Origin of the sequence: Phytopseudomonas dryadis, from assembly GCF_004327355.1 — a bacterium.
GTDB classification, from domain to species: domain Bacteria; phylum Pseudomonadota; class Gammaproteobacteria; order Pseudomonadales; family Pseudomonadaceae; genus Aquipseudomonas; species Aquipseudomonas dryadis.
The window spans coordinates 1-20464 of sequence record NZ_QJUM01000013.1; the positions used below are offsets into that span (position 1 = coordinate 1).

The 20464-nt window shown below is 66.2% G+C and carries 20 protein-coding genes; 8 read left to right on the top strand and 12 right to left on the bottom strand.

Features of this window, described 5'->3' with window-relative positions; genetic code table 11:
* Nucleotides 1-539 precede the first annotated feature (539 nt).
* Together DNK34_RS12510 and DNK34_RS12515 are read left to right on the top strand one after the other, a co-directional pair.
* Nucleotides 540-1445, top strand: coding sequence for an SDR family oxidoreductase (locus DNK34_RS12510; protein WP_131174769.1), 906 nt, complete (start codon nucleotides 540-542; stop codon nucleotides 1443-1445).
* Between the two features lie 143 nt (nucleotides 1446-1588).
* A complete protein-coding gene (locus DNK34_RS12515) occupies nucleotides 1589-2476 on the top strand; it encodes a LysR family transcriptional regulator (protein ID WP_131174770.1) in 888 nt (295 codons plus the stop codon).
* 49 nt (nucleotides 2477-2525) lie between these two features.
* Here DNK34_RS12515 and DNK34_RS12520 read toward each other — a convergent pair whose 3' ends face one another.
* The gene (locus DNK34_RS12520) at nucleotides 2526-2927 is read right to left on the bottom strand and encodes a RidA family protein (RefSeq protein WP_131174771.1); all 402 of its coding nucleotides are present in this window, start codon (nucleotides 2925-2927) and stop codon (nucleotides 2526-2528) included.
* A 363-nt stretch (nucleotides 2928-3290) separates the two neighbouring features.
* Here DNK34_RS12520 and DNK34_RS25425 point away from each other — a divergent pair, with 363 nt between their 5' ends.
* Nucleotides 3291-3458: a hypothetical protein gene (locus DNK34_RS25425; RefSeq protein ID WP_165497299.1), complete on the top strand. Its 168-nt coding sequence runs from the start codon at nucleotides 3291-3293 to the stop codon at nucleotides 3456-3458.
* Between the two features lie 22 nt (nucleotides 3459-3480).
* Complete coding sequence (gene katG, locus DNK34_RS12525; RefSeq protein ID WP_131174772.1) at nucleotides 3481-5745, top strand: catalase/peroxidase HPI; 2265 nt, start codon at nucleotides 3481-3483, stop codon at nucleotides 5743-5745.
* A 181-nt stretch (nucleotides 5746-5926) separates the two neighbouring features.
* Here katG and DNK34_RS12530 read toward each other — a convergent pair whose 3' ends face one another.
* Together DNK34_RS12530 and DNK34_RS12535 are read right to left on the bottom strand one after the other, a co-directional pair.
* Nucleotides 5927-6877: a PDR/VanB family oxidoreductase gene (locus tag DNK34_RS12530; protein WP_131174773.1), complete on the bottom strand. Its 951-nt coding sequence runs from the start codon at nucleotides 6875-6877 to the stop codon at nucleotides 5927-5929.
* 14 nt (nucleotides 6878-6891) lie between these two features.
* A complete protein-coding gene (locus DNK34_RS12535) occupies nucleotides 6892-7941 on the bottom strand; it encodes an aromatic ring-hydroxylating oxygenase subunit alpha (RefSeq protein ID WP_131174774.1) in 1050 nt (349 codons plus the stop codon).
* Between the two features lie 131 nt (nucleotides 7942-8072).
* On the opposite strand from DNK34_RS12535, the gene DNK34_RS12540 reads away from it, so the two are divergent.
* Entirely contained in the window at nucleotides 8073-8984 is a 912-nt protein-coding gene (locus DNK34_RS12540; protein WP_131174775.1) for a LysR family transcriptional regulator, read from the top strand.
* 192 nt (nucleotides 8985-9176) lie between these two features.
* Here DNK34_RS12540 and DNK34_RS12545 read toward each other — a convergent pair whose 3' ends face one another.
* On the bottom strand, nucleotides 9177-10007 hold the full coding sequence (locus DNK34_RS12545) for an SDR family oxidoreductase (RefSeq protein ID WP_131174776.1): 831 nt from the start codon (nucleotides 10005-10007) through the stop codon (nucleotides 9177-9179).
* A 109-nt stretch (nucleotides 10008-10116) separates the two neighbouring features.
* Between DNK34_RS12545 and DNK34_RS12550 the strand changes: the two genes are divergently transcribed.
* Nucleotides 10117-11013, top strand: coding sequence for a LysR family transcriptional regulator (locus DNK34_RS12550; protein ID WP_131174777.1), 897 nt, complete (start codon nucleotides 10117-10119; stop codon nucleotides 11011-11013).
* 70 nt (nucleotides 11014-11083) lie between these two features.
* Here the strand turns inward: DNK34_RS12550 and DNK34_RS12555 are convergent, their stop codons facing one another.
* The 7 genes from DNK34_RS12555 to DNK34_RS12585 all read right to left on the bottom strand — a co-directional run bounded on the left by DNK34_RS12555 (nucleotide 11084) and on the right by DNK34_RS12585 (nucleotide 18724).
* Nucleotides 11084-12025, bottom strand: a complete 942-nt coding sequence (locus DNK34_RS12555; protein ID WP_131174778.1) for a LysR family transcriptional regulator — start codon at nucleotides 12023-12025, stop codon at nucleotides 11084-11086.
* A 193-nt stretch (nucleotides 12026-12218) separates the two neighbouring features.
* Nucleotides 12219-13817 carry an argininosuccinate lyase gene (locus tag DNK34_RS12560; RefSeq protein ID WP_131174779.1) on the bottom strand — a complete coding sequence of 533 codons (1599 nt, stop codon included), beginning with the start codon at nucleotides 13815-13817 and terminating at the stop codon, nucleotides 12219-12221.
* A gap of 373 nt (nucleotides 13818-14190) precedes the next feature.
* Entirely contained in the window at nucleotides 14191-15813 is a 1623-nt protein-coding gene (locus DNK34_RS12565; protein ID WP_131174780.1) for a diguanylate cyclase domain-containing protein, read from the bottom strand.
* Nucleotides 15810-17309, bottom strand: coding sequence for an ATPase domain-containing protein (locus DNK34_RS12570; protein ID WP_131174781.1), 1500 nt, complete (start codon nucleotides 17307-17309; stop codon nucleotides 15810-15812). The genes DNK34_RS12565 and DNK34_RS12570 overlap by 4 nt, the downstream gene beginning before the upstream one ends.
* Nucleotides 17306-17632, bottom strand: a complete 327-nt coding sequence (locus DNK34_RS12575; protein WP_131174782.1) for a hypothetical protein — start codon at nucleotides 17630-17632, stop codon at nucleotides 17306-17308. The genes DNK34_RS12570 and DNK34_RS12575 overlap by 4 nt, the downstream gene beginning before the upstream one ends.
* Before the next feature lie 401 nt (nucleotides 17633-18033).
* A complete protein-coding gene (locus DNK34_RS12580; protein ID WP_207390792.1) occupies nucleotides 18034-18261 on the bottom strand; it encodes a hypothetical protein in 228 nt (75 codons plus the stop codon).
* Between the two features lie 223 nt (nucleotides 18262-18484).
* Nucleotides 18485-18724: a hypothetical protein gene (locus DNK34_RS12585; RefSeq protein WP_131174783.1), complete on the bottom strand. Its 240-nt coding sequence runs from the start codon at nucleotides 18722-18724 to the stop codon at nucleotides 18485-18487.
* A gap of 173 nt (nucleotides 18725-18897) precedes the next feature.
* On the opposite strand from DNK34_RS12585, the gene DNK34_RS12590 reads away from it, so the two are divergent.
* Nucleotides 18898-19362, top strand: a complete 465-nt coding sequence (locus tag DNK34_RS12590; RefSeq protein WP_131174784.1) for a hypothetical protein — start codon at nucleotides 18898-18900, stop codon at nucleotides 19360-19362.
* Between the two features lie 109 nt (nucleotides 19363-19471).
* On the opposite strand, the gene DNK34_RS12595 is transcribed toward DNK34_RS12590, so the two are convergent.
* The gene (locus DNK34_RS12595; protein ID WP_131174785.1) at nucleotides 19472-19696 is read right to left on the bottom strand and encodes a PLD nuclease N-terminal domain-containing protein; all 225 of its coding nucleotides are present in this window, start codon (nucleotides 19694-19696) and stop codon (nucleotides 19472-19474) included.
* A gap of 328 nt (nucleotides 19697-20024) precedes the next feature.
* Here DNK34_RS12595 and DNK34_RS12600 point away from each other — a divergent pair, with 328 nt between their 5' ends.
* The gene (locus DNK34_RS12600; RefSeq protein ID WP_131174786.1) at nucleotides 20025-20375 is read left to right on the top strand and encodes a DUF3509 domain-containing protein; all 351 of its coding nucleotides are present in this window, start codon (nucleotides 20025-20027) and stop codon (nucleotides 20373-20375) included.
* Nucleotides 20376-20464 lie beyond the last annotated feature (89 nt).

A 20464-nucleotide genomic window follows, 5' to 3' on the forward strand; every position in this document is an offset into this window, starting at 1 on the left:
CCTTGCGAAGTGAGGTTCAAGACGGTATCTGCAGGGTACGACTTGCCCCGTAGCCTGGCGTTGAGCGCAGCGATACCCAGGGTGGGCTTTCCCGGGTGTCGCTGCGCTCGACCCGGGCTACGCAAGGATCGCGTTCCTGTCGAGACGTTCGGCGGGCTCAGCTCTAAGCGCGCAGAATGGCCACATTCCTGTCCTGTGGGAGCCGCGACCTCGCGGCGAATCGTGGACATACCGCGATTTTCGCAGCATGCCCACCATCGCATCGCGCCGGGGGCGACGCTCCTACTGGTCAACCCTGACTGTGAACGGGTTCTGGCAGGCCAAGGATCAAGACGGTATCTACGGTTCCGGCACCAAAGGCTCCCTGCCTGCTTCCCGAATCCTGCCTCGGTTGCCGTTGCTCCAATGCCTTGAACTTCATCTCCGCGCGCCGCTTCCTAACCAGAGTGTCGGCAATTCCAGGGCCTGCGACGCGAGCCCGATACCGACGTGCGGCCAACGGGCCGCCGCGATCCCGAATCAGACCAGGAGTGCGTAAGATGACCCGTAATACCCAGAACCAGTTCGCCATGCGAGACCCCCGGACCCAGTACCCCCAGCCCGAGTTTCCCCAGCAGCAGCAACCCGAGCCGGGCCTTGGCCAGGATATGGTTCCCGAGCCGGATCATGGCGAGCAGAGCTATGTCGGTTTCGGCCGGCTGGCCGGGCGCAAGGCGCTGATCACCGGTGCCGACTCCGGTATCGGCCGTGCCGCCGCCATCGCCTTCGCCCGCGAAGGCGCCGACATCGTGCTCAACTACCTGCCCGAGGAGGAGCCCGACGCGCGGCAGGTCGTGGAGTTGATCGAAGCCGAGGGACGCCGCGCCATCGCCCTGCCGGGCGATCTCAAGGATGAAGCCTTCTGCGTGTCGCTGATCGAGCAGGGCGTGGCGGCCCTTGGCGGCCTGGACATTCTGGTCAACGTCGCCGGCAAGCAGATTGCCCGGCAGCACATCGCCGAGCTCACCACCGAGCAGTTCGACGACACCTTCAAGACCAACGTCTATGCCCTGTTCTGGCTGTGCAAGGCCGCCGTCCCGCACATGCCGGCGGGCGCGAGCATCATCAACACCGCCTCGATCCAATCCTACGATCCGTCCAAGACCCTGCTCGATTACGCCTCGACCAAAGCGGCCATCGTCGCCTTCACCAAGGCCCTGGCGGGCCAGGTGATCGAACAGGGCATACGGGTCAACGCGGTGGCCCCGGGGCCGATCTGGACGGTGTTGCAACCCAGCGGCGGCCAGCCCCAGGAAAAGATCCCGACCTTCGGTTCGCAGACCCCCCTGAAGCGCCCGGGCCAGCCAGCGGAGTGTGCGCCGCTGTACGTGCTGCTGGCTTCGCAGGAATCCAGCTACATCACCGGTGAGGTGTTCGGCGTCACCGGCGGCAACCCGCTGCCATGAGCGCGTATCGGCAGAGCGGCTGGCGGCCCGGCCGTTCGGCTGCCTGTCGGCATGGCCTGTTTGAAGCGACAAAAGGCCGGGTTTCCCCTGTACTGTGCAGGTTCATGGATAATCGAGCGACACCTTCACGCCGGTAGTCGAGCATGAACCAACTGTTAGCCATGCGGGCGTTCGTCCGCGTCGTCGAGACCGGCTCCTTCAGCCGCGCCGCGGACCAGCTCGCGCTGCCGCGTTCGACGGTCAGCAAGCTGGTCACCGACCTGGAAAGGCATCTGGGCAGCAAGCTGATGCACCGCACCACCCGCGCGGTCGCCGCCACCTCGGACGGGCTGGAATACTTCAGTCACGCCATGCGCCTGATCGCCGAGCTGGACACGGTGGACAACGCGCTGCGCGGCAAGACGCTCAAGCCCAGCGGGCACCTGAGGATCGATGCGCCAGCCTCATTCGCCAACTGCCTGCTGATCCCGGCTCTGGCCGATTTTCACCGCGAGTACCCCGGTATCACCCTCGCCCTGGGGATCAGCGATCGAACCGTCAATATCGTCGGCGAAGGCGTGGACTGCGTCATCCGCGCCGGCAGGCTCGATGAGATGGCCATGATCGGGCGCACGTTCGTCGAGCTCGACTACGTGACCTGTGCGGCCCCGGCCTATCTCGAGCGAATGGGGACGCCTGCCTCGCCCCTCGATCTCCAGGCCGGCCATGTTCAGGCCGGCTACTTCTTCGCGGCCACGGGCAAGGCGGCCCCCCTGGTTTTCGAGCGCGGGACGCAGCGCTACGAAATGGCCAGCTGCAGCTTTTCGACCAATGAAGGCAACGGCCTGCTCGAGATGCTGCGCGCCGGCCTGGGGATCGGGCAGCATTTCAGGCGCTGTGTCCAGCCCTACCTGGACTCGGGCGAGTTGCTGCCGCTCTTGCCGGACTGGTCTCGAGCGCCCATGCCCCTGCACCTGGTGTACCCACCCAATCGACATCGCAATGCCCGCCTGAAGGTGTTCGTCGATTGGGTGATACGCACGTTCGCCTAGCGCATGATCCGGCGGCGTGCCGTTGCTTGCGCCGCAGCGCGCCGCGCCGTCAGGGCAGGATGGCGGTCACGCGGATCTCGATCCGCATGGCGGGAAGTCCCAGGGCCGCGACGCCCACCTGTGTCCAGATCGGGGCGTGGTCGGGCATGTAGTGGCGATACAGCCGGGCCATCTGCTCGTTGACCTGCGCCGGGAATCCGCCCACATGGTAGGAGTTGACGTGGACCACATGTTCCCAGCCCGCGCCCGCGGTCGCCAGGGTTCGTTCCAGGTTGCGAAAGGCCTGGGCGATCTCGTCCTCGAGCGACTCGGGGATCTGCAGGTCGTCATCCCAGCCGCCCTGGCCCGAGGTTTCCACGCGGTTGCCGATTCTGAGCGCTTGCGAGTAATGCAAGGCGCTCAACAGCTGTTCCCCGTAACCGGGGGTCACAAAGAATTCGGGGGTGTTCATGTCGTTCCTCTGCGGGTCGGGATGGTCGAGGGTGGTTCTGCCAGGTCTGTCACTGGCGGGGCCGCGCCGGGAGGGATGCTAATGGGGTCGGTGGCGAACAAAAACCCTGATTCATGTCATGACCATCCATCCCCATGGATAATAGGCTCGGTGCGTTTCATCGCCGCCGATAGCGGCTCACCAGCCGTTCCGCCAGGCTGTGGAAAAACCGCCTCAACGGCCTGCCGGGCCGGAGTCGCCGTTGTCGGCAATAGAGTCCGACTATCCCGGAGCAAGACTGCGGTTATTAGTCCTCTGCCGAAAGGGGGTCTAGCCTTAGGGGTCACTGGTTTTAAGCAGCCAGTGACTGTCGAGGAGATAACAATGATCAGCAGCCTGGTGCGGCCACCGTGGGCCATGGCGCTGGCGGCCCGAGCCCTTGCCATGGGCATTGCTGCGCGGCGATGGCATCACCTGCGCGAGCGTTGGCCCTGCATGGCTGCTTGCACCGATCGCGCGTCCGGCCTTGCAACCGGCCCGGGCAGCGGCTGAGCACGACTGAAGGAGAGCACCGATGTCCAACCAAGCGAAATGCCCGTTCAACCACGCCGCTGGCGGCGGTACCACCAACCGTGACTGGTGGCCGAACCAGCTGAACCTGAAGATCCTGCACCAGCATTCGTCCTTGTCCGACCCCATGGACGAGGGCTTCGATTACGCCGAGGCGTTCAAGCGCCTCGACCTGGCGGCGGTGAAACGGGATCTGCACGCGCTGATGACCGATTCGCAGGACTGGTGGCCGGCGGACTTCGGCCACTACGGGCCGCTGTTCATCCGCATGGCCTGGCACAGCGCCGGCACCTACCGCACCGGTGACGGCCGGGGCGGCGCCGGCAGCGGCCAGCAGCGTTTCGCGCCGCTCAACAGCTGGCCGGACAACGTCAGCCTGGACAAGGCGCGCCGGCTGATCTGGCCGATCAAGCAGAAGTACGGGCGCAGCATTTCCTGGGCCGACCTGATCATCCTCACCGGCAACGTCGCCCTGGAGTCCATGGGGGTCAAGACCTTCGGCTACTCCGGTGGCCGTGCGGACGTCTGGGAGCCGGACGAGGATGTCTACTGGGGCTCGGAAAAAACCTGGCTCGGCGGCGACACCCGTTACGGCAAGGACGAGCAGGAACCCGGCGAAGGCGTGCTGGTGGCCGACGCGCAGAAGCACGGCAGCGAGGAAGGGCGCACCGACAGCCAGGGGCGCAACCTGGAGAATCCGCTCGCGGCGGTGCAGATGGGCCTGATCTACGTCAACCCGGAAGGCCCCGAGGGCAACCCGGATCCCGTGGCGTCGGCCAAGGACATCCGCGAGACCTTCGGCCGCATGGCGATGAACGACGAGGAGACCGTGGCGCTGATCGCCGGTGGCCACGCCTTCGGCAAGACCCATGGCGCCGGCCCGGCTTCCCATGTCGGCGCCGAGCCCGAAGCCGCCGAGCTCGAGGAACAGGGGCTGGGCTGGAGGAGCAGCTTTGCCAGCGGCAAGGGCGGGGATACCATCACCAGCGGCCTGGAGGTGACCTGGACCTCGACGCCCACCCGCTGGAGCAACCAGTACCTGGAGAATCTGTTCGGCTTCGAATGGGAGCTGACCAAGAGCCCCGCCGGCGCCCATCAGTGGCGGCCGAAGGACGGCGCTGGCGCGGGCAGCGTGCCAGATGCCCATGACCCGTCCAGGCGTCATGCGCCGAGCATGATGACGTCCGACCTGGCCCTGCGCTTCGACCCGGCCTACGAAAGGATCGCCCGGCGTTTCCTGGACAACCCGCAACAGCTGGAGGACGCCTTCGCCCGCGCCTGGTTCAAGCTGACCCACCGCGACATGGGACCGCTGGCGCGCTACCTGGGGCCGGAAATGCCGGCCGAAGAACTACTCTGGCAAGACCCCATTCCGGCGCTCGATCATGTGCTGGTCGACGAGGCCGATATCGCCGCGCTCAAGCGCAGGGTGCTCGCCGCGGGGCTGACGGTCTCGCAACTGGTCTCGACCGCCTGGGCGGCGGCTTCCACCTTCCGTGGTTCCGACAAGCGCGGCGGCGCCAATGGCGGACGCCTGCGCCTCGCCCCGCAGAAGTTCTGGGAGGCCAACCAGCCCGAGCAGCTGGACGCCGTGCTGAGCACCCTCGAAGGCATCCGGCATGAGTTCAACGCCGCGCAAGCGGGCGGCAAGCAGATCTCGCTGGCCGACCTCATCGTGCTGGCGGGTTGCGCCGGGGTCGAGCAGGCCGCGAAGAATGCCGGACATACGCTGACGGTACCCTTCTCGCCAGGGCGCATGGACGCCTCGCAGGAACAGACCGATGTCGAGTCCTTCGCTTTCCTCGAGCCCATCGCCGATGGCTTTCGCAACTACCTCAAGGGCCGTTACCGGGTATCGGCCGAGGCGCTGTTGGTGGACAAGGCTCAACTGCTCACCCTGACGGCGCCGGAAATGACCGTGCTGGTTGGCGGCCTGCGGGTCCTCGACACCAATGTCGGGCATAGCCGCCATGGCGTCTTCACCGAGCGGCCGCAAGCCTTGAGCAACGACTTCTTCACCAACCTGCTCGACATGGGCGTGGAGTGGAAGCCGCTGTCGCCGGACAGGGAGGTCTTCGAAGGCCGCGACCGCCAGACCGGCGCCGTCAGATGGACGGGCACCCGGGTCGACCTCGTGTTCGGCTCGAACGCCCAGTTGCGGGCCCTGGCGGAGGTCTATGCCAGCAGCGATGCCGAGGGGAAATTCGTCAAGGACTTCGTCGCCGCCTGGAGCAAGGTGATGGACCTCGACCGCTTCGACCTCGCCTGACAGGCCCCTGCCGCATCGAGCCGCCCCGATCCGCTGAACCCGGTCGGGGCGGCTGTCCATCCGCTAGGCTCCAGGGTGCCTTGGAGGGCTCCCGGCGCCAGCGCAGTGATCGAGGCATCCCGCGTGATGCGTGGCGTTCCGGCCTGAGCCTGCCGCCATGCCGCCTCACGGCGCCAAGGCCCTAGATATCCAGCACCAGCCGGGCCGAGCGGCTGCGCGAACAACACAGGGCGATCTGCCGATCCGCTGCCTTCTCCGCTTCGCTGAGCACATGGTCCCGATGATCGCCTTGCCCCTCGAGCAGTCCCGTCAGGCAGGCTCCGCATATTCCCATTTCGCACGACAACGGCACATCGACGCCCGAGGCCATCAGCGCCGCGGCGATGCTCTGGTCCGCGTTCACGGTCAGCGTTCTGCCGCTGCGTGCCAGCCGCACTTCGAAGCTGGCCCCGGTCCGCTCCTCGGCGCAGGCCGCGAAGGCTTCACTGTGGACATGTTCATCCGGCCAGCCGAGGTGGTGCGCGCGCTCACGCAACGCGGCCATGAACGCCTGTGGCCCGCACAGGTACAGCCGGCTGCCCGGCCGCCTGTCCAGCAGTTCGGCCGGCAGATGCTGGCGAGGGCTGCGGCCTTGCGAGCTGTGATGCAGGTGAATGCTCGCAGGGGCGAAGCGTTCTCGCAGGCGGTCGGCGAAGGCCACGTCCTGCGGTGTGCGCGTGTAGTAGTGCAGCGAGAAGGAACGGCCTTCGGCCTGCAGGGTTTCCGCCATGGACAGCAGCGGCGTGATGCCTATGCCCGCCGCGACCAGCAGGCAGTGCTCGGCGAGCCGCAAGGGAAAGGCGTTTCGCGGTGGCGATACCTGTAGCTGGCAGCCCACGGCGAGCTGACTGTGGATGAACTCGGAGCCGCCACGGGAGCCGGGCTCCCGCTTGACGCACAACAGGTAGTGGTCCCGCTGATGGGGGGCGTTGGCCAGGGAATACTGGCGCACCAGGCCATTGGGCAGATGCAGGTCGATGTGGGCCCCGGCTTCGAAGGCCGGCAACCTGCCCGCCACGGCCTCCAGGCGCAGGCTGCGGTTCGCGCGGCCCTGGGGCTCGATGGCGCTGACCGTCACGGCGATGGTCGACATGGAACCTCCTGGGTTCAGCGCAGGAAGAAACTGCTCAGGCCCTGGGCGCGCAAGCCCCGGCGGTAGGCGATGGAACTCACGTCCGCCGGGATATGGGCCTCCAGCAGCGGGTCCAGCGGCAGGCATTCCGGTTTCTGCGACTCCACCACCCAGCGATCCTCCTCGAACACCCGCAGGTTGAAGGCGTGCACGCTCTCGACCGGCAGGTCCTGATCGAAATTTCGTGCTATGGGGGCGAACATCCTGGTCCGGCGTGCCGATACCGGGGAGGCGGCGTTCATGATCACCAGCCGCCCATCCTCGGGAAAGTGGACCGTCAGGGTCGCCGTGAACGGCAGGTGCACCTGGAAGTGGCGACGCCAGACGAAGCCGTCCGGAGCCTTGCCATCCACCCCGATGGGGTAGTTGCCGACCGTGCTGTAGTAGTCGGCCTCGAAGCCTTTCTCGGTGGGGCGGGTGCTGTAGGGCGGCACCTGCGCGTTGTCCGGGTCGGCGAAGGTCGCGGTGTGAACCCAGGCGAAGTGGGCCACATCGATGAACCCCTCCAGCTGCCGCCCCGCGAATGCCGACACCTCGAAAGCGGGGCAGAGGATCTGCTGAAAACCGGCGTCATCCCAATGGGGCATCAGCGGAATGTCCGCCGCCAGGCCCTCTCGCAGATCGGCCGCCGAGTGCGCCAGGCATACCCAGATCAGCCCGTAGCGCTCCTCTGCCGCATAGGCGCGCAGGTTCATCTTGGCCGGGACGTTCTGATCGGGGCTTGCCGGAATCCGATTACAGCGTCCAGCCTGGCCGAAGCGCAGGCCGTGGTAGGGGCACACCACTCCCTCACCGTCATTGTGGCCCATGCTCAAAGGCACGCCCCGGTGCGGGCAGACATCGCGGGCAACGACCAGCTCACCCGCCACTCGATACAGCACCAGGGGCTCATCCAGCAAGGTCGCCTTCACCGGAGCTGCGCCGACCTCGGCGCAGGCGGCTACGGGATACCAGTGTCGGGCCAGCAGCCTCCAGTCATGTTCCTCGAAGGTGCAGTTCAGGGGGAGGGCGAGTGTCGTGTCCATGGTTCGGTCTCGTCAGGGCTCTAGGGGCGGGGTGCTCTCTGGCATTCCTCTTGGCTGGACTTTAGCCAGTGGAATGTGATGCACTCAAACAGCGATTTCTCACCATGCCGTTGCAAAAAACAGAACGCCCCATGCCGACTCTCTCTCGCTTCACCCGTTACTTCATCGAGGTTGCCCAGCGGGGCAGTATCCGCAAGGCCGCAGAGACCCTGCACGTTTCCGCGTCGGCGATCGATCGGCAGATACTCAAGGCGGAAGACGACCTGGGGGTGAAGCTGTTCGAGCGCCTGCCCGGCGGGCTCAGGCTGACCGCGGCTGGAGAGCTCATGCTGGTGACCGCCAGGCAGTCGGAAAAGGCCTTCCAGCGCACGCTCGAACAACTCGACGAGTTGCAGGGGTTGCGCCGGGGGCATGTGGACATCGCCATGATCGATGCCCTGAGCGAAGGGTTCGTGGCCGAGGCGGTCGCCGAACTGGTCGGCCAATACCCACGCCTGACCTTCGGTCTGCGCACCGCCAACAATCAGGACGTGCTGAGCCAGGTGCTCGCGGCTGAAGTCGATTTCGGGCTGCTGCTGGACCCACCACCGAGTGGGGATTTGCAAGTCAGGAGCGTTACCGACATCCCACTGGGTATCGCCATGCCCGTGGGGCATCCACTCTCCGGCAGGTCTGCCGTGCAATTGGGCGACGCCTTGAGCCACCGCCTGCTGCTCCCGGCGGAGCCCCTGATCGTCCACCAGCATGCGAAGGTCCTGTATCAGCGCCAGCACGTGGATATCCAGCGCCTGACCTCGTGCAACGATGTGCGCACCATGCGCTCGCTCATTCGCCAGGGAGTTGGCGTCGGCTTGCTCTCCTGGCTGGATGTGGCGAGCGAACTGGGGGCGGGAACGCTGGCCTTCGTGCCACTCAAGCCGGGGCATGCCGAGCCACTGCGCTTGAGCCTGTGCGTCGCCTCCCACAGGCAGCTATCGAGAGCCGCCCAACTCGCCCTGGAGGCCATGCAGGCGCGCATCGAGCGGATTCCGGCGCGGCTCTGAAGCCATGCCGACGAGGCTGTTTCCGCTGGCCTGGGGGGCGCGCGGAAAATCCCGACCTGCGTTGTTGGAGGGCTTGGCAAGGGAAAACGCGGACGGCTAGTCCATTCCCTGCGTCCTCCTCCTAGCGGATCGCCGCCCGGCCTGGCGAGATTTCTCGCGGCAACGCGGCTTGCGCTGAAACGTCAACAGACCCTAGGCATCGCTGTCCGCCGACAGCGCCACGTCTTTCTGTGCCTCCAGTATCCGTAGCCGCTCGCCCAGGGCCTGGCTGATCGAGCCATAGGCGCTGCTGCCCAGCGCCAGGCGCAACGGCGGATGGCTGGCGTCTGCCGCGACGATCATGGCCGCCACGGTTCTGCCGGCATCGCCCCGGATGGCGAAGGCGCCGGATGCCAGCGCACGGCGAACCTCGCCGGCCGGGGTGTCTTCATAGCAGGCCATGCTGTCCGTGCGGTCCAGGCCCGCGGCGAACTGGGTGGCGGTCGGGCCGGGTTCGACGAGCACGAAATCGATGCCGAAGGGGGCGACTTCCCTGGCCACGGATTCGACGAACCCCTCGATCCCCCATTTCGTGGCGTGGTAGAGGCTGAAACTCGGGTAGGCGATCTGCCCGCCCTCCGAGGACACCTGGACGATCCGCCCGCCGCCCTGCTGGCGCAGGTGCGGCAGGGCGGCGCGGATGAGCTGGATGGAACCCACGAGATTGGTCGCGATCTGCCGCTCGAGCTGCTCGTCGCTGGCCTCTTCGGCAGCCCCGAAGAGGCCGTAGCCGGCGTTGCTGACCAGCACGTCGATCCGCCCGAGCCGGGCGAAGGCATCCGCGAGCACGCGTCTTATCGCCTGGGTGTCGGTCACATCCAGGGTGACCAGTTGCAAGCGCTCGGGGTAGCGGGCCTGCAGGTCATCCAGCGCCCCCGGCCGCCGCAACGTGGCGAGCACACGGTCGCCGCGTGCGAGCAGGCGTTCGCAGAGCAGGCGGCCGAGGCCGCTGGATGTGCCGGTAATGAACCATGTCTTGGCCATGATCTGACTCCAGAGAACGTGAATGGGCTACGACTGGCTCAGGCTATGGCACTATAATTGTTATGAGAATGGCCAATAAACAGTATGGGGAGGTGAAATAAATTCACCAATGAGCAAGCCGACCTTCGCCGAACTCAGGGCCTTCATGGCGGTGGCCGAGCACCGCAGCTTTCGCCGCGCCGCCGACCTGCTGGGGCTCAGCCGTTCCTCGCTCAGCCATACCGTGCGCGGCCTGGAGCAGCGGCTGGACACCCGCCTGCTGCACCGCACCACGCGCAGCGTCGCGCTGACCGAGAGCGGCGAGCGCCTGCTGCGGCGCCTGCAGCCCCTGCTCAACGAACTCGACACGCTGCTGGAGGATGTCGCCGACGCCCAGGGGCGAACCACGGGCACGTTGCGCATCAATGGCAGCGAAGGGGCCATCCGGCTGCTGCTGCAGAGCGTGGTGCCGGCCTTCCTGGCCCGCTATCCCGGGGTCGAACTCGACCTCGTGGCCGAGGGGCGCCTTGTCGATATCGTCGAGCAGGGTTTCGACGCGGGCGTGAGACTGGGGGAGGCGGTGCCCCTGGATATGGTCGCGGTCCGCGTCGGCCCCGCCAGCCTGCGTTTCCTGGCAGTGGCTGCGCCCGGCTACCTGAGCGGCTGTCCGGCGCCGCAGGTGCCCGACGAACTGGCCCTGCACCAGTGCATCAGGCAGCGCTTGCCCAGCGGCAAGCTCTATCGCTGGGAGTTCCACAAGCAGGGGCAGGAGGTGGCGGTCGACGTCCGCGGATCGCTGACCCTGGACAACAGCCAACTGATGGTGGAAGCGGCGGCGGACGGCCTGGGCATTGCCTACGTGCCGGAACCCTACGCGCGAGCCCTGCTGGACGAGGGGCGGCTGGTCGCGGTGCTCGAGGACTGGTGCCCGCCGATCCCGGGGCTGTTCCTCTACTTCCCCGGCAACCGCCAGGTACCGGCGGGGTTGCGCGCCTTCGTCGACCTGCTGCGCGAGACGGCCGGGTAAGTCGCGCCAGGGCGGGACGCCGGCGAAGCGGCTTGCCGCGCACGGTGGCCGTGCGGCGGGAACCTGCCGTTCATCCCGTCGGGGTTCGCGCCTTGCGGTACTGGCTGCTGAGCTGCCGCGCCAGCGCGATGAAGTTGAGCATGGGCGGCGATTGATTGAAGCCACGGCTCACCAGGGTGATCGGCGCGACGAGCCGGGGTCTGGCGTCGCCTATGCGCCGGTAGGCGACGCTGCCCGCATGGAAACCTTTCATGGACGCCGGCACCACCGAGATGCCGGCACCCGCGGCCACCAGGCTGACGTTGGTCAGCATGCGCTCGATTTCGCAGGCGATGGTCGGTTCGAAGCCGGCATTGCGGCAGGCCTGCACCAGGTTGGCGTACATGCCCGGCGCCCCGGGCCGCCGCACCAGGATGAAACGCTCGTCGGCCAGGTCCTTCAAGGATACGGCCGCCTCGCCCGACGTCGCCTCGCCCGCGAGCAGGGGGTGGTCCAGCGGCAGGATGAGCAGCAGTTCCTCGTTGCACAGCCGATGGAAGCGGGCGCCCTGGGGGCGCGCGACCGGTGCGCGGAGGATACCGATATCGACCTGTCCGGCCATGACCCTGTCGGTCAGCTCGCCGGCGTTGCCCTCGTGCAGGAAGAGGTCCACGCCGCGGTATCGTTCGCGGTAGCTGCGCATGATCCGCGGGATCAGGGGATGCGAGGCGGCGGAGCTGGTAAAGCCGACGTTCAGCGTACCTTCGATGCCCTGGGCGGCGCGGGCGGCCTTGCGTGCCGCCAGCTCGACAGTGCGCAGTATCTCTTTCGCCTCGTCCAGGAACACCTTGCCGCCTGCCGTGAGATCGACGCCCTTGGGGTGGCGTACGAACAGCGCGAAGCCGAGCTCCTGCTCCAGCGCGCGGATCTGCTGGCTCAGCGGCGGCTGCTGCATGTTCAGCCTGGCGGCGGCGCGGGTGAAGTGCTTTTCCTCCGCGACCATGGCGAAGTAACGAAGGTGACGGAGTTCCATGCGGGGTTCACCGGGGGCTCGAGTGGGTGGCCGTGCGGCGCGAGCGCCACACGATAGCGTATCCGTGCGGCGCTGCGCCCCCCGTTCGGCGACCGGGCGGTGACACACGCCAGCATGATCAGCTATCGGCGTGGCTGGTCCGCTATCGCCCGGCTGTTCCTGGCGCTGCTGCCGGGCGACTGGCCGCCGTGTATCAGCTACCGTCGCGCGCCAGTTTGTCGAAGGCCTTGTCCAGCGCCGCCTCGGCATCCAGCAAATGCTGGCGTCGCTGGTTCATCCAGTCGCGGTCGGCGCTCAGCGACTCCTGCGCCTTGGCCAGCATGCGCCTGACCTCGGCCGGCTGAGGCCCGCCAGTGCCCTTGCGCGTCGCCACCATGGTGCGTGGCGACAGCGTCGCGCGGAATGCCGCTTCATCCAGCGGCAGGCGATCGGTTTTCCATTGGTATTTCTGCGCGGCCTTGGCGTACAGCCTCTGCGCGTCGGCATAGGGGAAGTTCTTCGGCAGCAGCCCCTTCTCGCGCGCCTCGCCGACGATCAGCGAGGCGAAGCTGTGGCCGATGCGGAACGGCACCTTGTGTTCGCGCTCGAGGGTGTCGGCCAGCTCCATGGAGGTGGTCCAGTCGGCGTCGAGTTCTTCCATGGCGCGCTCGGGGTCGATCACCAGGGCGGCCAGGACCGCGTCCAGGCGCTTGAACATTGCCGTGGCCGAGGTCAGCGCGCCCAGGGATTCGAAGGCGGCCTTGTAGTCGGTCATGCCGGTGGTGACGTTGTGTGCGCGCAGGGTGGTCGCGCCGGCCAGGCCGACTACATCCGAGGCCGCCTCGCGGGTGCGCATCAGCAGGCCGGGATTGCGCTTCTGCGGCATGGCGCTGCTGCTGTAGGTCGACCCTTCTTCCAGCAGCAGCCAGGGGCGGGTCTGGTGGTACTGGGTGTGGATATCGCCGACCAGCGCGCCGACGCGGATCGCCGAGGAGGAGGCGATGCCGACCGCTTCCAGGGGGATGTCGAAGGTCGACACCTGGCTGGCGTCCAGGGAATTCTCGCGTACGCCGTCGAAGCCCAGCAGTTCGCCCAGGCGTTCGCGATCCAGCGGCCAGCCGGAATTGGCCAGCACCGCGGTGCCCATGGGGCTGAGGTTGAGACGGGCATACAGGTCGTGGATGCGCTGGGCGTCGCGCTCGAAGGCGGCGTCGAAGGCCAGCAGGTAGTGCGCATAGCTGATCGGCATGGCCTGCACGCCGTTGGTGTAGGCGGGGACCAGGGTGTCCACATGCTTGGCGGCGATCTTCAGCAGGCGTTCGCGGGTGGCACTGAGGGCGTCGCCGTAGTCCAGCACCTGGGCGCGCAGCACGGCCAGGCGGTAGGTCGCATACATATCCTGGCGGCTGCGCCCGGAGTGAATCAGCGAGGCCTCGGGGCCGATCCTGTCGATCATGATCCGTTCGACTTGCAGCACGTCGCCGGGACGCTTGCCGTCCGCCTGCCGGCCCTGCTCGATCACATGCTGCACGCCGCCGGCGATGCGGCCGCCGAGTTGCGCATCGACGATGCCTTGCTCGGTCAGCATGACGATCGAGGCCTTGTTGATGCGGTTCAGCCAGTCGAACTGATCGTCATCGGCAGCGCCCTTGAGCGCGTGCTTGTCGACGCTGGCGCCAACCTTGGCGGCCTGGGCCGCACAGTCGGCGGTGCTGCGGCAGGGCAACTCGGCAGTGTCGGCTGCCAGGGCGCCATGGGCCAGGAACAGGCTGTAGGCGACAGCCAGGTGAATCGGGGCTTTTCTTGTTTTCATTGGCTTTCCTTTCATTTCGACCGGGATCGCCCCGGCACGCTGTTGGCCGAGGACGACGGCGTCGTCACCCGTGCATGCGCCGCATCGCCGGCCTGGAGCGATGGATGCTAGCGCTGGCCTTTGTGGATATGAAATATATTAAAAATATTGATTGGATATCTTTAAGGTCTTACGTGGATGAACCGGCGCGTCCTGCCAGGCGACCGTCCGGGGAGGGCGGCGGGTGCTCACCCTCCAGGCGATCTCCACGACCACGGGATTTCTGCCATAAGCGTGGAAAAGGGCAGTCCCCGAGCGGGCGAGCCCGACCACCGAGGTGACCGCCTGCTCGACGCCGGGAGCCTGAGCGAATGGGGGCGCGGGGGCGAACCCCTTAGTCCGCCCTGTCTTCGTCGCCGCGAAGCAACGGCAGGGTAATGGTGAATGTGCTGCCCAGCCCGGGGCCGGGGCTGGTGGCCTGCACCGAGCCCTGGTGGGCCTCGAGCAGCTCGCGAACCACAGTCAGGCCGATGCCCAGGCCGGCGCCATTGAAGCCGATGGCGTGCGCGTCCTGGATGAACGGGTCGAAGATATACGGCAGTGCCTCCGCCGTGATGCCGATGCCGTCATCGCTGAGGGTCAGCACCAGCCGCTCGTCGGTGACCGCGGCGGACAGGGCTATGGTGCCGCCAGCGGGGGTGTATTTGCAGGCATTGCCGAGCAGGTTGCTCAGCACCTGGGTGAGGCGCAACGCATCGCCATTCACCCACAGCGGGCGCTGCGCTATCCGGTACTCGAAGCGCTGCTTGCGCCGTTCGATGATGGGGCGGATTGCCTCGGCCGCCTCGTCGAGGGTCATGGCCATATCCATCACGCGTCGCTCGAGCCGGAGCTTGCCGGTGTTGGCCCGCGACACGTCCAGCAGGTCGTTGATGAGCCGCGAAATATGCTGGATCTGGCGCTCGATGATCTGCTGCATGCGCGGCAGTTCCGTGACCTTGACGCGAACCAGCAGGCCTGCGGTCATGGCCAGCGGTATCAGCGGGTTGCGCAGTTCGTGGGCGACCATCGCCAGGCGGTTCTTCTGTTGTCGGTAGGTGTGTTCGGCAGCGCTCTGCAACTGGCGGGCACCGAATACCGCCAGCACCAGTTGCTCGTTGGCCTCGCGCTGTTGCAGGTTCTGCCGCTCGTACTCGGCCAGGGCGTTGTCGTAATGGCGCAGTTGCGCGTCGTCCGCCCCGCTCGGCGAGCAGTCCTCGGCCTGGCCCGCCGGCCCCGGGGCCGCGTGCGGCATTACGCCGGTACCCCGGCCTTTGCCACGGTACATGGCGCTGTCGGCGCAGTCGATCAGCGACTGCGGGTCGTCACCGTCTTCGGGATACAGGCTGATGCCGATACTCGCGGTCAGCCGCAGCATGTGCTCGCCAAGCATCCGCGGGGTCGCCAGCGCGGCAATGATTTTCTCGGCGACCAGCAAGGCATCCGAGCGCTGGGAAACCTCATTGAGCAGCACCAGGAACTCGTCACCGCCGTAGCGGGCGACCGTGTCGACCTCACGCACCGCACTGTTGAGGCAGTGGGCGGTTTCCTTCAGCGCCTCATCGCCGACCTTATGCCCGAGGGTGTCGTTGATCCGCTTGAACTCATTGAGGTCGAGAAACAGCAGCGCCAGGCCCTCATTGCGCCGTTTCGCCCCGGCAATGGCCTGCACCATGCGTTCGATCAACAGTTTGCGGTTGGGCAGCCCGGTCAGCTCGTCGAGCTTGGCCCGCAGCGCCACTTCGTGCCGTTCACGGTCGGCCTGTTCGGCATCGGTCTGCGCGCGCAGCGCGGCGAGCACCAGACGCTCGTTGGCTTCCAGCAACTGTTCGACCCTGTGGCTGTGCTGCAGGCGGTTCTGCGTGGCCAGCAGTTCCTCTTGCAGCAGGCTCAGGGCCGCCTCCGCCTCATGGGTTTGCTGGGTGAGCCGGGCCAGTTCACGGGTGGCCTGCTCATTCCCCGTGCACCCTGTGCTCATGGTGCCCGCTCGAGGGTGGCGGCGTATGCGTCGACGGCGGTTTTCCGGCTGGGCCTGGCGCTCAGCAAGCCTTCGGTGTCGCTGAGCCGCCCGTCGATATGGATGCCCTGGTCGTCGATGCGGTACAGGCGCAACTGGTCGGAGTGCCTGCTGGCCCGCATCTTGACCACCGCCATGACGCGCAGCAGCTGGCTTTCGATTTCGATATAGCGCTGCACGATGATCGCATCGGTCAGAAACGCGGTGCCATAGGGGCTGAAACGCAGGTCGGTGTAGCGGTCCTCCAGCTCGCAGGTCATCATCACCGTGACACCGCTGGCGGCCAGGGCGCTGACCAGGCTGGCCAGGGACGAGCGGAAATCCTCGCGAAAGGTCGGCGCCAGGGACAGCTCGAACCCCGACAGGGAGTCGATCACCACGCGGCTGGCGCCTGTCCGCTGGATTTCCGCCAGCAGCAGATGAACGAGTTCCTCGATCGACAGATCCGGGGCGCGGCTGTCCACCAGACTCACCGCGCCGCTCTCGATCAACGCCGTCAGAGCGGGGTTCTGCAAGCGCTCGGGGCGTTGTTCGAATACGGCGATGATGCCGTGATCCCCCACGCGCGCCCCTTCCGTCAGGAAGGCTGCCGCGAGGAGGCTCTTGCCTGAGCCGGAGGGGCCGGCCACCAGTATCGAATAGCCTGCCGGTATGCCACCGCCGAGCATCTCGTCCAGCGCAGGCACGCCGGTCAGCAGGCGTGCCTGGTGGGCCGGTCGCTGCGCTTTGTGCGCAGCGGGCGCCACGACGGGGGCGAACACCTGGATACCGGCGCGGCCGATGCGAAAGGAGTGCAACCCCGGCAGTGTCGGTTGGCCGCGCATCTTCATGATTTCCATCTTGCGCACCATGGAATTGCGCTGAACGCTCTGGCGCAGCCAGATCAGGCCATCGGCCACGGTGAAGATCGGGTTGGTATCGGTTTCGGTGAAGTACTCGCCGATCAGGAAGGTGGTGGCCTGCCAGGTGGTCATCAACATGCCCAGCTGCTGCACGAACTGCGGCAGGTTGTTGTTGGGGTTGTTCTGCGTCTGGCTGGCGAGCACCACGGAGCGGAACGAGTCGACGAAGACCAGCGACGGTCCGTAGCTTTCCACCTCGGCGACGATGCGCCGCAGCACCTCGTCGAGGTCGCCGGCCAGGGTGTCGTCGGCCAGGTTGATGTAGCGGATGGAGTGGTTCACCGCCTCGCTGTCGAAGAAATCGAACTGCTGCTGGTAGCGCAGCATCTTCAGGGGCGGCTCGCCCAGGACGGTGAAGTACAGCGCCGGGCGCTCGGTGGTGGCGAGGGCGAACATCATCTGGTGCGCCAGGGTGGTCTTGCCGCAGCCTGGCGGGCCGGCTATCAGATTGAAGGAGAACTCCGGCAGCCCGCCGCCGAGCACCTCGTCCAACCCTGGCACGCCAGTGCGCAGGCGGTTGATCAGCACTTTATCGGTCTGCTGGGGGTTGCTCATAGCAAGGTGTCCTGCGGGGGTGGGCCGCACAAGGAGTTTTCCCACGCGCAGCGAAGCAGGCGTTCGGCAAGCGAAGCTCCAATCAGGGAAATCAGAAGATCGTTGAGGGTTTTCAACAGGTCGTTGCCACATTGGCTCACTGCCGTGCTGTCCTGCGCCAGCAGTACCTCGCGCAAGGGGGCGAGATCCAGGCCATTGGTGGCGTGGCTTTGCACATCCGCCAGGCAGGCGTGGCGTACCGCACACAGGGCCAGGCTGCGCTTGTACAGCGCGGCCACGCCCTGATGCCCGATGATGGGGGTCAGCGCGCTGGCGATATCCATCAGGGTCGCCAGGGTCGCCTCTACAACGCTCGACCCCGGGTCGCCACGCGACCCAGCCCAATATACAACGGTGCTGCCGTGGTCGCGTTCCATGGACTGGGTCACTTAGTGAATGCATTTGAAGCCGAGTACCGTTCGCCCAAACCTCTCGAGCGAGTCGGGTGGCTACGGCCGTTCCTCCTAACGGTGCCACGTGCGCCCGGAGGGCGTCTGTGTGCTAGACCACTTAGAGTGGACTGTAGCACGCTATTCAGCGGCTACTTCGTTTGTGGTGACCGCAGGAGCCATGGGCGCTCGGGATCGATCGGCTCCGTCTGTCGATTCAGGCCTTGCCGCCGTTGCGACGACACCGAGGACGGGCCCGGCCCTCGTCGGCGTCGTCGTGTTCAGGGGGTGGCGCTCTACTTCGCCAGCGCCGCCGCGCCGGGCGCCGCGTAGGTCCCGTTGCGCGTGGTGTTATCGCTGCCATCCCAGCATTCGATGTTGCGCAGATCCGGCATGACGTCACGGTGGAACACCGGCTCCAGACCTTGGCGGCGCTGATCCAGGTAATGCTTGAGCAGGCGCGCCACGCTGCCCGTCAGCGGCAGCACGGCGAGCGCCAGCAGGGGCACGAACACATCGGCCATGGCCCACTCCCCCAGACCCTCTCGCGGAGGGAAAGGGGCGTCGGGTTCATGTGCCGATCAGCTGTTGCCGGTGACCGTCCAGGCGATGGTGCGACCTGCCTGGCTCGCGGAACGAACCGCCAGCGCCGTTCATCCCTCTCCCTTCGAGAGAGGGGCCGGGCTGGCTTTGCTTGCTTATCCCTACGCCTGTGGACGATTTTGGCTCGAGCAGGGCGCGTTCGGCTCAGGGTTTGTCGAGCTTGCGCGAGACCTCCCGATTGGCGCGCTCGAGCTTTTCCGCTTCCTGCTCCTTGGTCTTGATGGAGGTCGGGGTGACCACGCGATCGACGGTTTCGGTCTTGTCGCCATGCCGTTGCGTTTCTTTGTGCACCACGTTCACGTCATCGCCTTCGAGATCCTTGGCGGGCTGGTTCGGTGGTGTCGGGTCGATTTCCGAGGCCGATGGCCTGGTCTTGTCGCTCATGGTTCGTCTCCTGCTTGTGAACCTCATTGGAGAGGGTGCGGAGGCCCGAGTTCGACCTGTTTGGCCAGGGCAGGGGTTGCGAGATGTTTGCGGGGTCGGCTGCAAAAACATCGAATTCCACGGCCGGTTATCGATCCCATGAGGAGGTGATCCGCCGTTGACAGGAGAGGGTGATGGGAGAATTCAAGATTTATCTGGCCGATCGGCTGCAGTGCCGGACCAGGTCCCCGGTTCTGGCGCAGGCGGCCTGGCATCGATCATCGCGCGATCCCGAGGTCGCACAGGCCGGCGGCCTGGTACGCATGGAGGAAGGGGAACTGGTCATCGCGGAGATGCATCCCGAGGCCGGCGTCGGGCATGGCTGGCCGGACGGTCGCGACCATCAGGCCGATCTGCGCGATGTCTGGGACAGCCTGATGCGTGTTCTGCGCCAGGCTGGCTGGGACGATGCCGGTCTGGCTGACGCGCTGACCGCCTTCGGCCTGAACACCGAGAAGGTGGACGGCCTGAAGGACGAACTGGCGGGCCGTCGGGTCGTGCCATCCGCCGCCGAGCTGGTGGTGCTGCTGGATGCCGTGCATGCACGGCGCAGCTTCGATACCGCGCAGGGCGACGTCACGGTCGGGCGTTCCGGCTGATCCGCTGGCGTTCGAGCAGGCCCCTCGTGCGACCACCCCGAACGTTGCCGTCAGCGACGTCTTGCTGGGACGGAGACCGCGCAGCGCATCCGTGGATCCATCCTTCGCACTACTTGCTTTGCTCGGGCGAGGACGGCGGGTTCGGCATACCGCGCGGCCCGGCGAAGCCCCAGGCGATCAGGCCGATCACCGGTAACAGGACGATGGCCAGCGACCAGGCGAGTTTGGCCGAATGACCGGCCGAGCTGCGCGATAGATTGAGGATCACCACCAGGTCGATGAACGCCAGGATTACCACCACCGCCAGCCAGAAGTACCAGGTTGGATCAGACATCGTCGTGTTCCTCTGAAATGTCGCCCGCCACGTGCGGCACGAGCAGTGCGCCTGCGCCGTTTTATCGGGCGTCAGTGTTAGGAAGGAGGGGCGCCTGGCTTGGTTCGATCCTTCGCACGGGCGGTCCGATCAATGGTGCGTCTACTGGCCGTTTGATGCCGTGCAACATGCACGCCCGAAAATCGGCGACCTTGCATTCTGCACTCCCTGGATAACGGGAGATATCCATAACGTTTTGGTTTTTAAGCATTTTGTATGCGGCTTCGGTTTGGCATAAGTGATGCACTCTCTTAATGGTCAGCCGATAAATGCATAAGGAATGCTTCCAATGAATGTTGCCATCAGAGAACTCTTCGCCGCACTGCCTGATCATCACGTCGCCATTACGCCTCGTCCGGATGGCATGCTGCTGTTGACGCTCAGCAAGGATGGGGAGCCGGTATTCGTCAAGGCGATCGAACGCCAGACCGTCATCTGCAAGGAGCGAGTGGATGCTTTGCTGCACGAAATCATGCGTGACCGCAAACTGGTGAGCGGCGAGATCAGTTGGAAGGGCCAGGGTGCCCAATGGGTGAACCGCAAGTTGCCGACCTTCACCGGCGCGCCAGTCAACCCGACCGCCGCCAAGATGATGTGGGCACGCCGCAACCTGGAAACGGGCCTCAGACACGCCGTCTGAGCGTTTCAGCGTTGCCATGAACCCCGGCTTGCCGTAATGCCAGTCAGTTAAGCATTGGGCTCGCAAAACGGCGGTTTACCCCGGCCCTG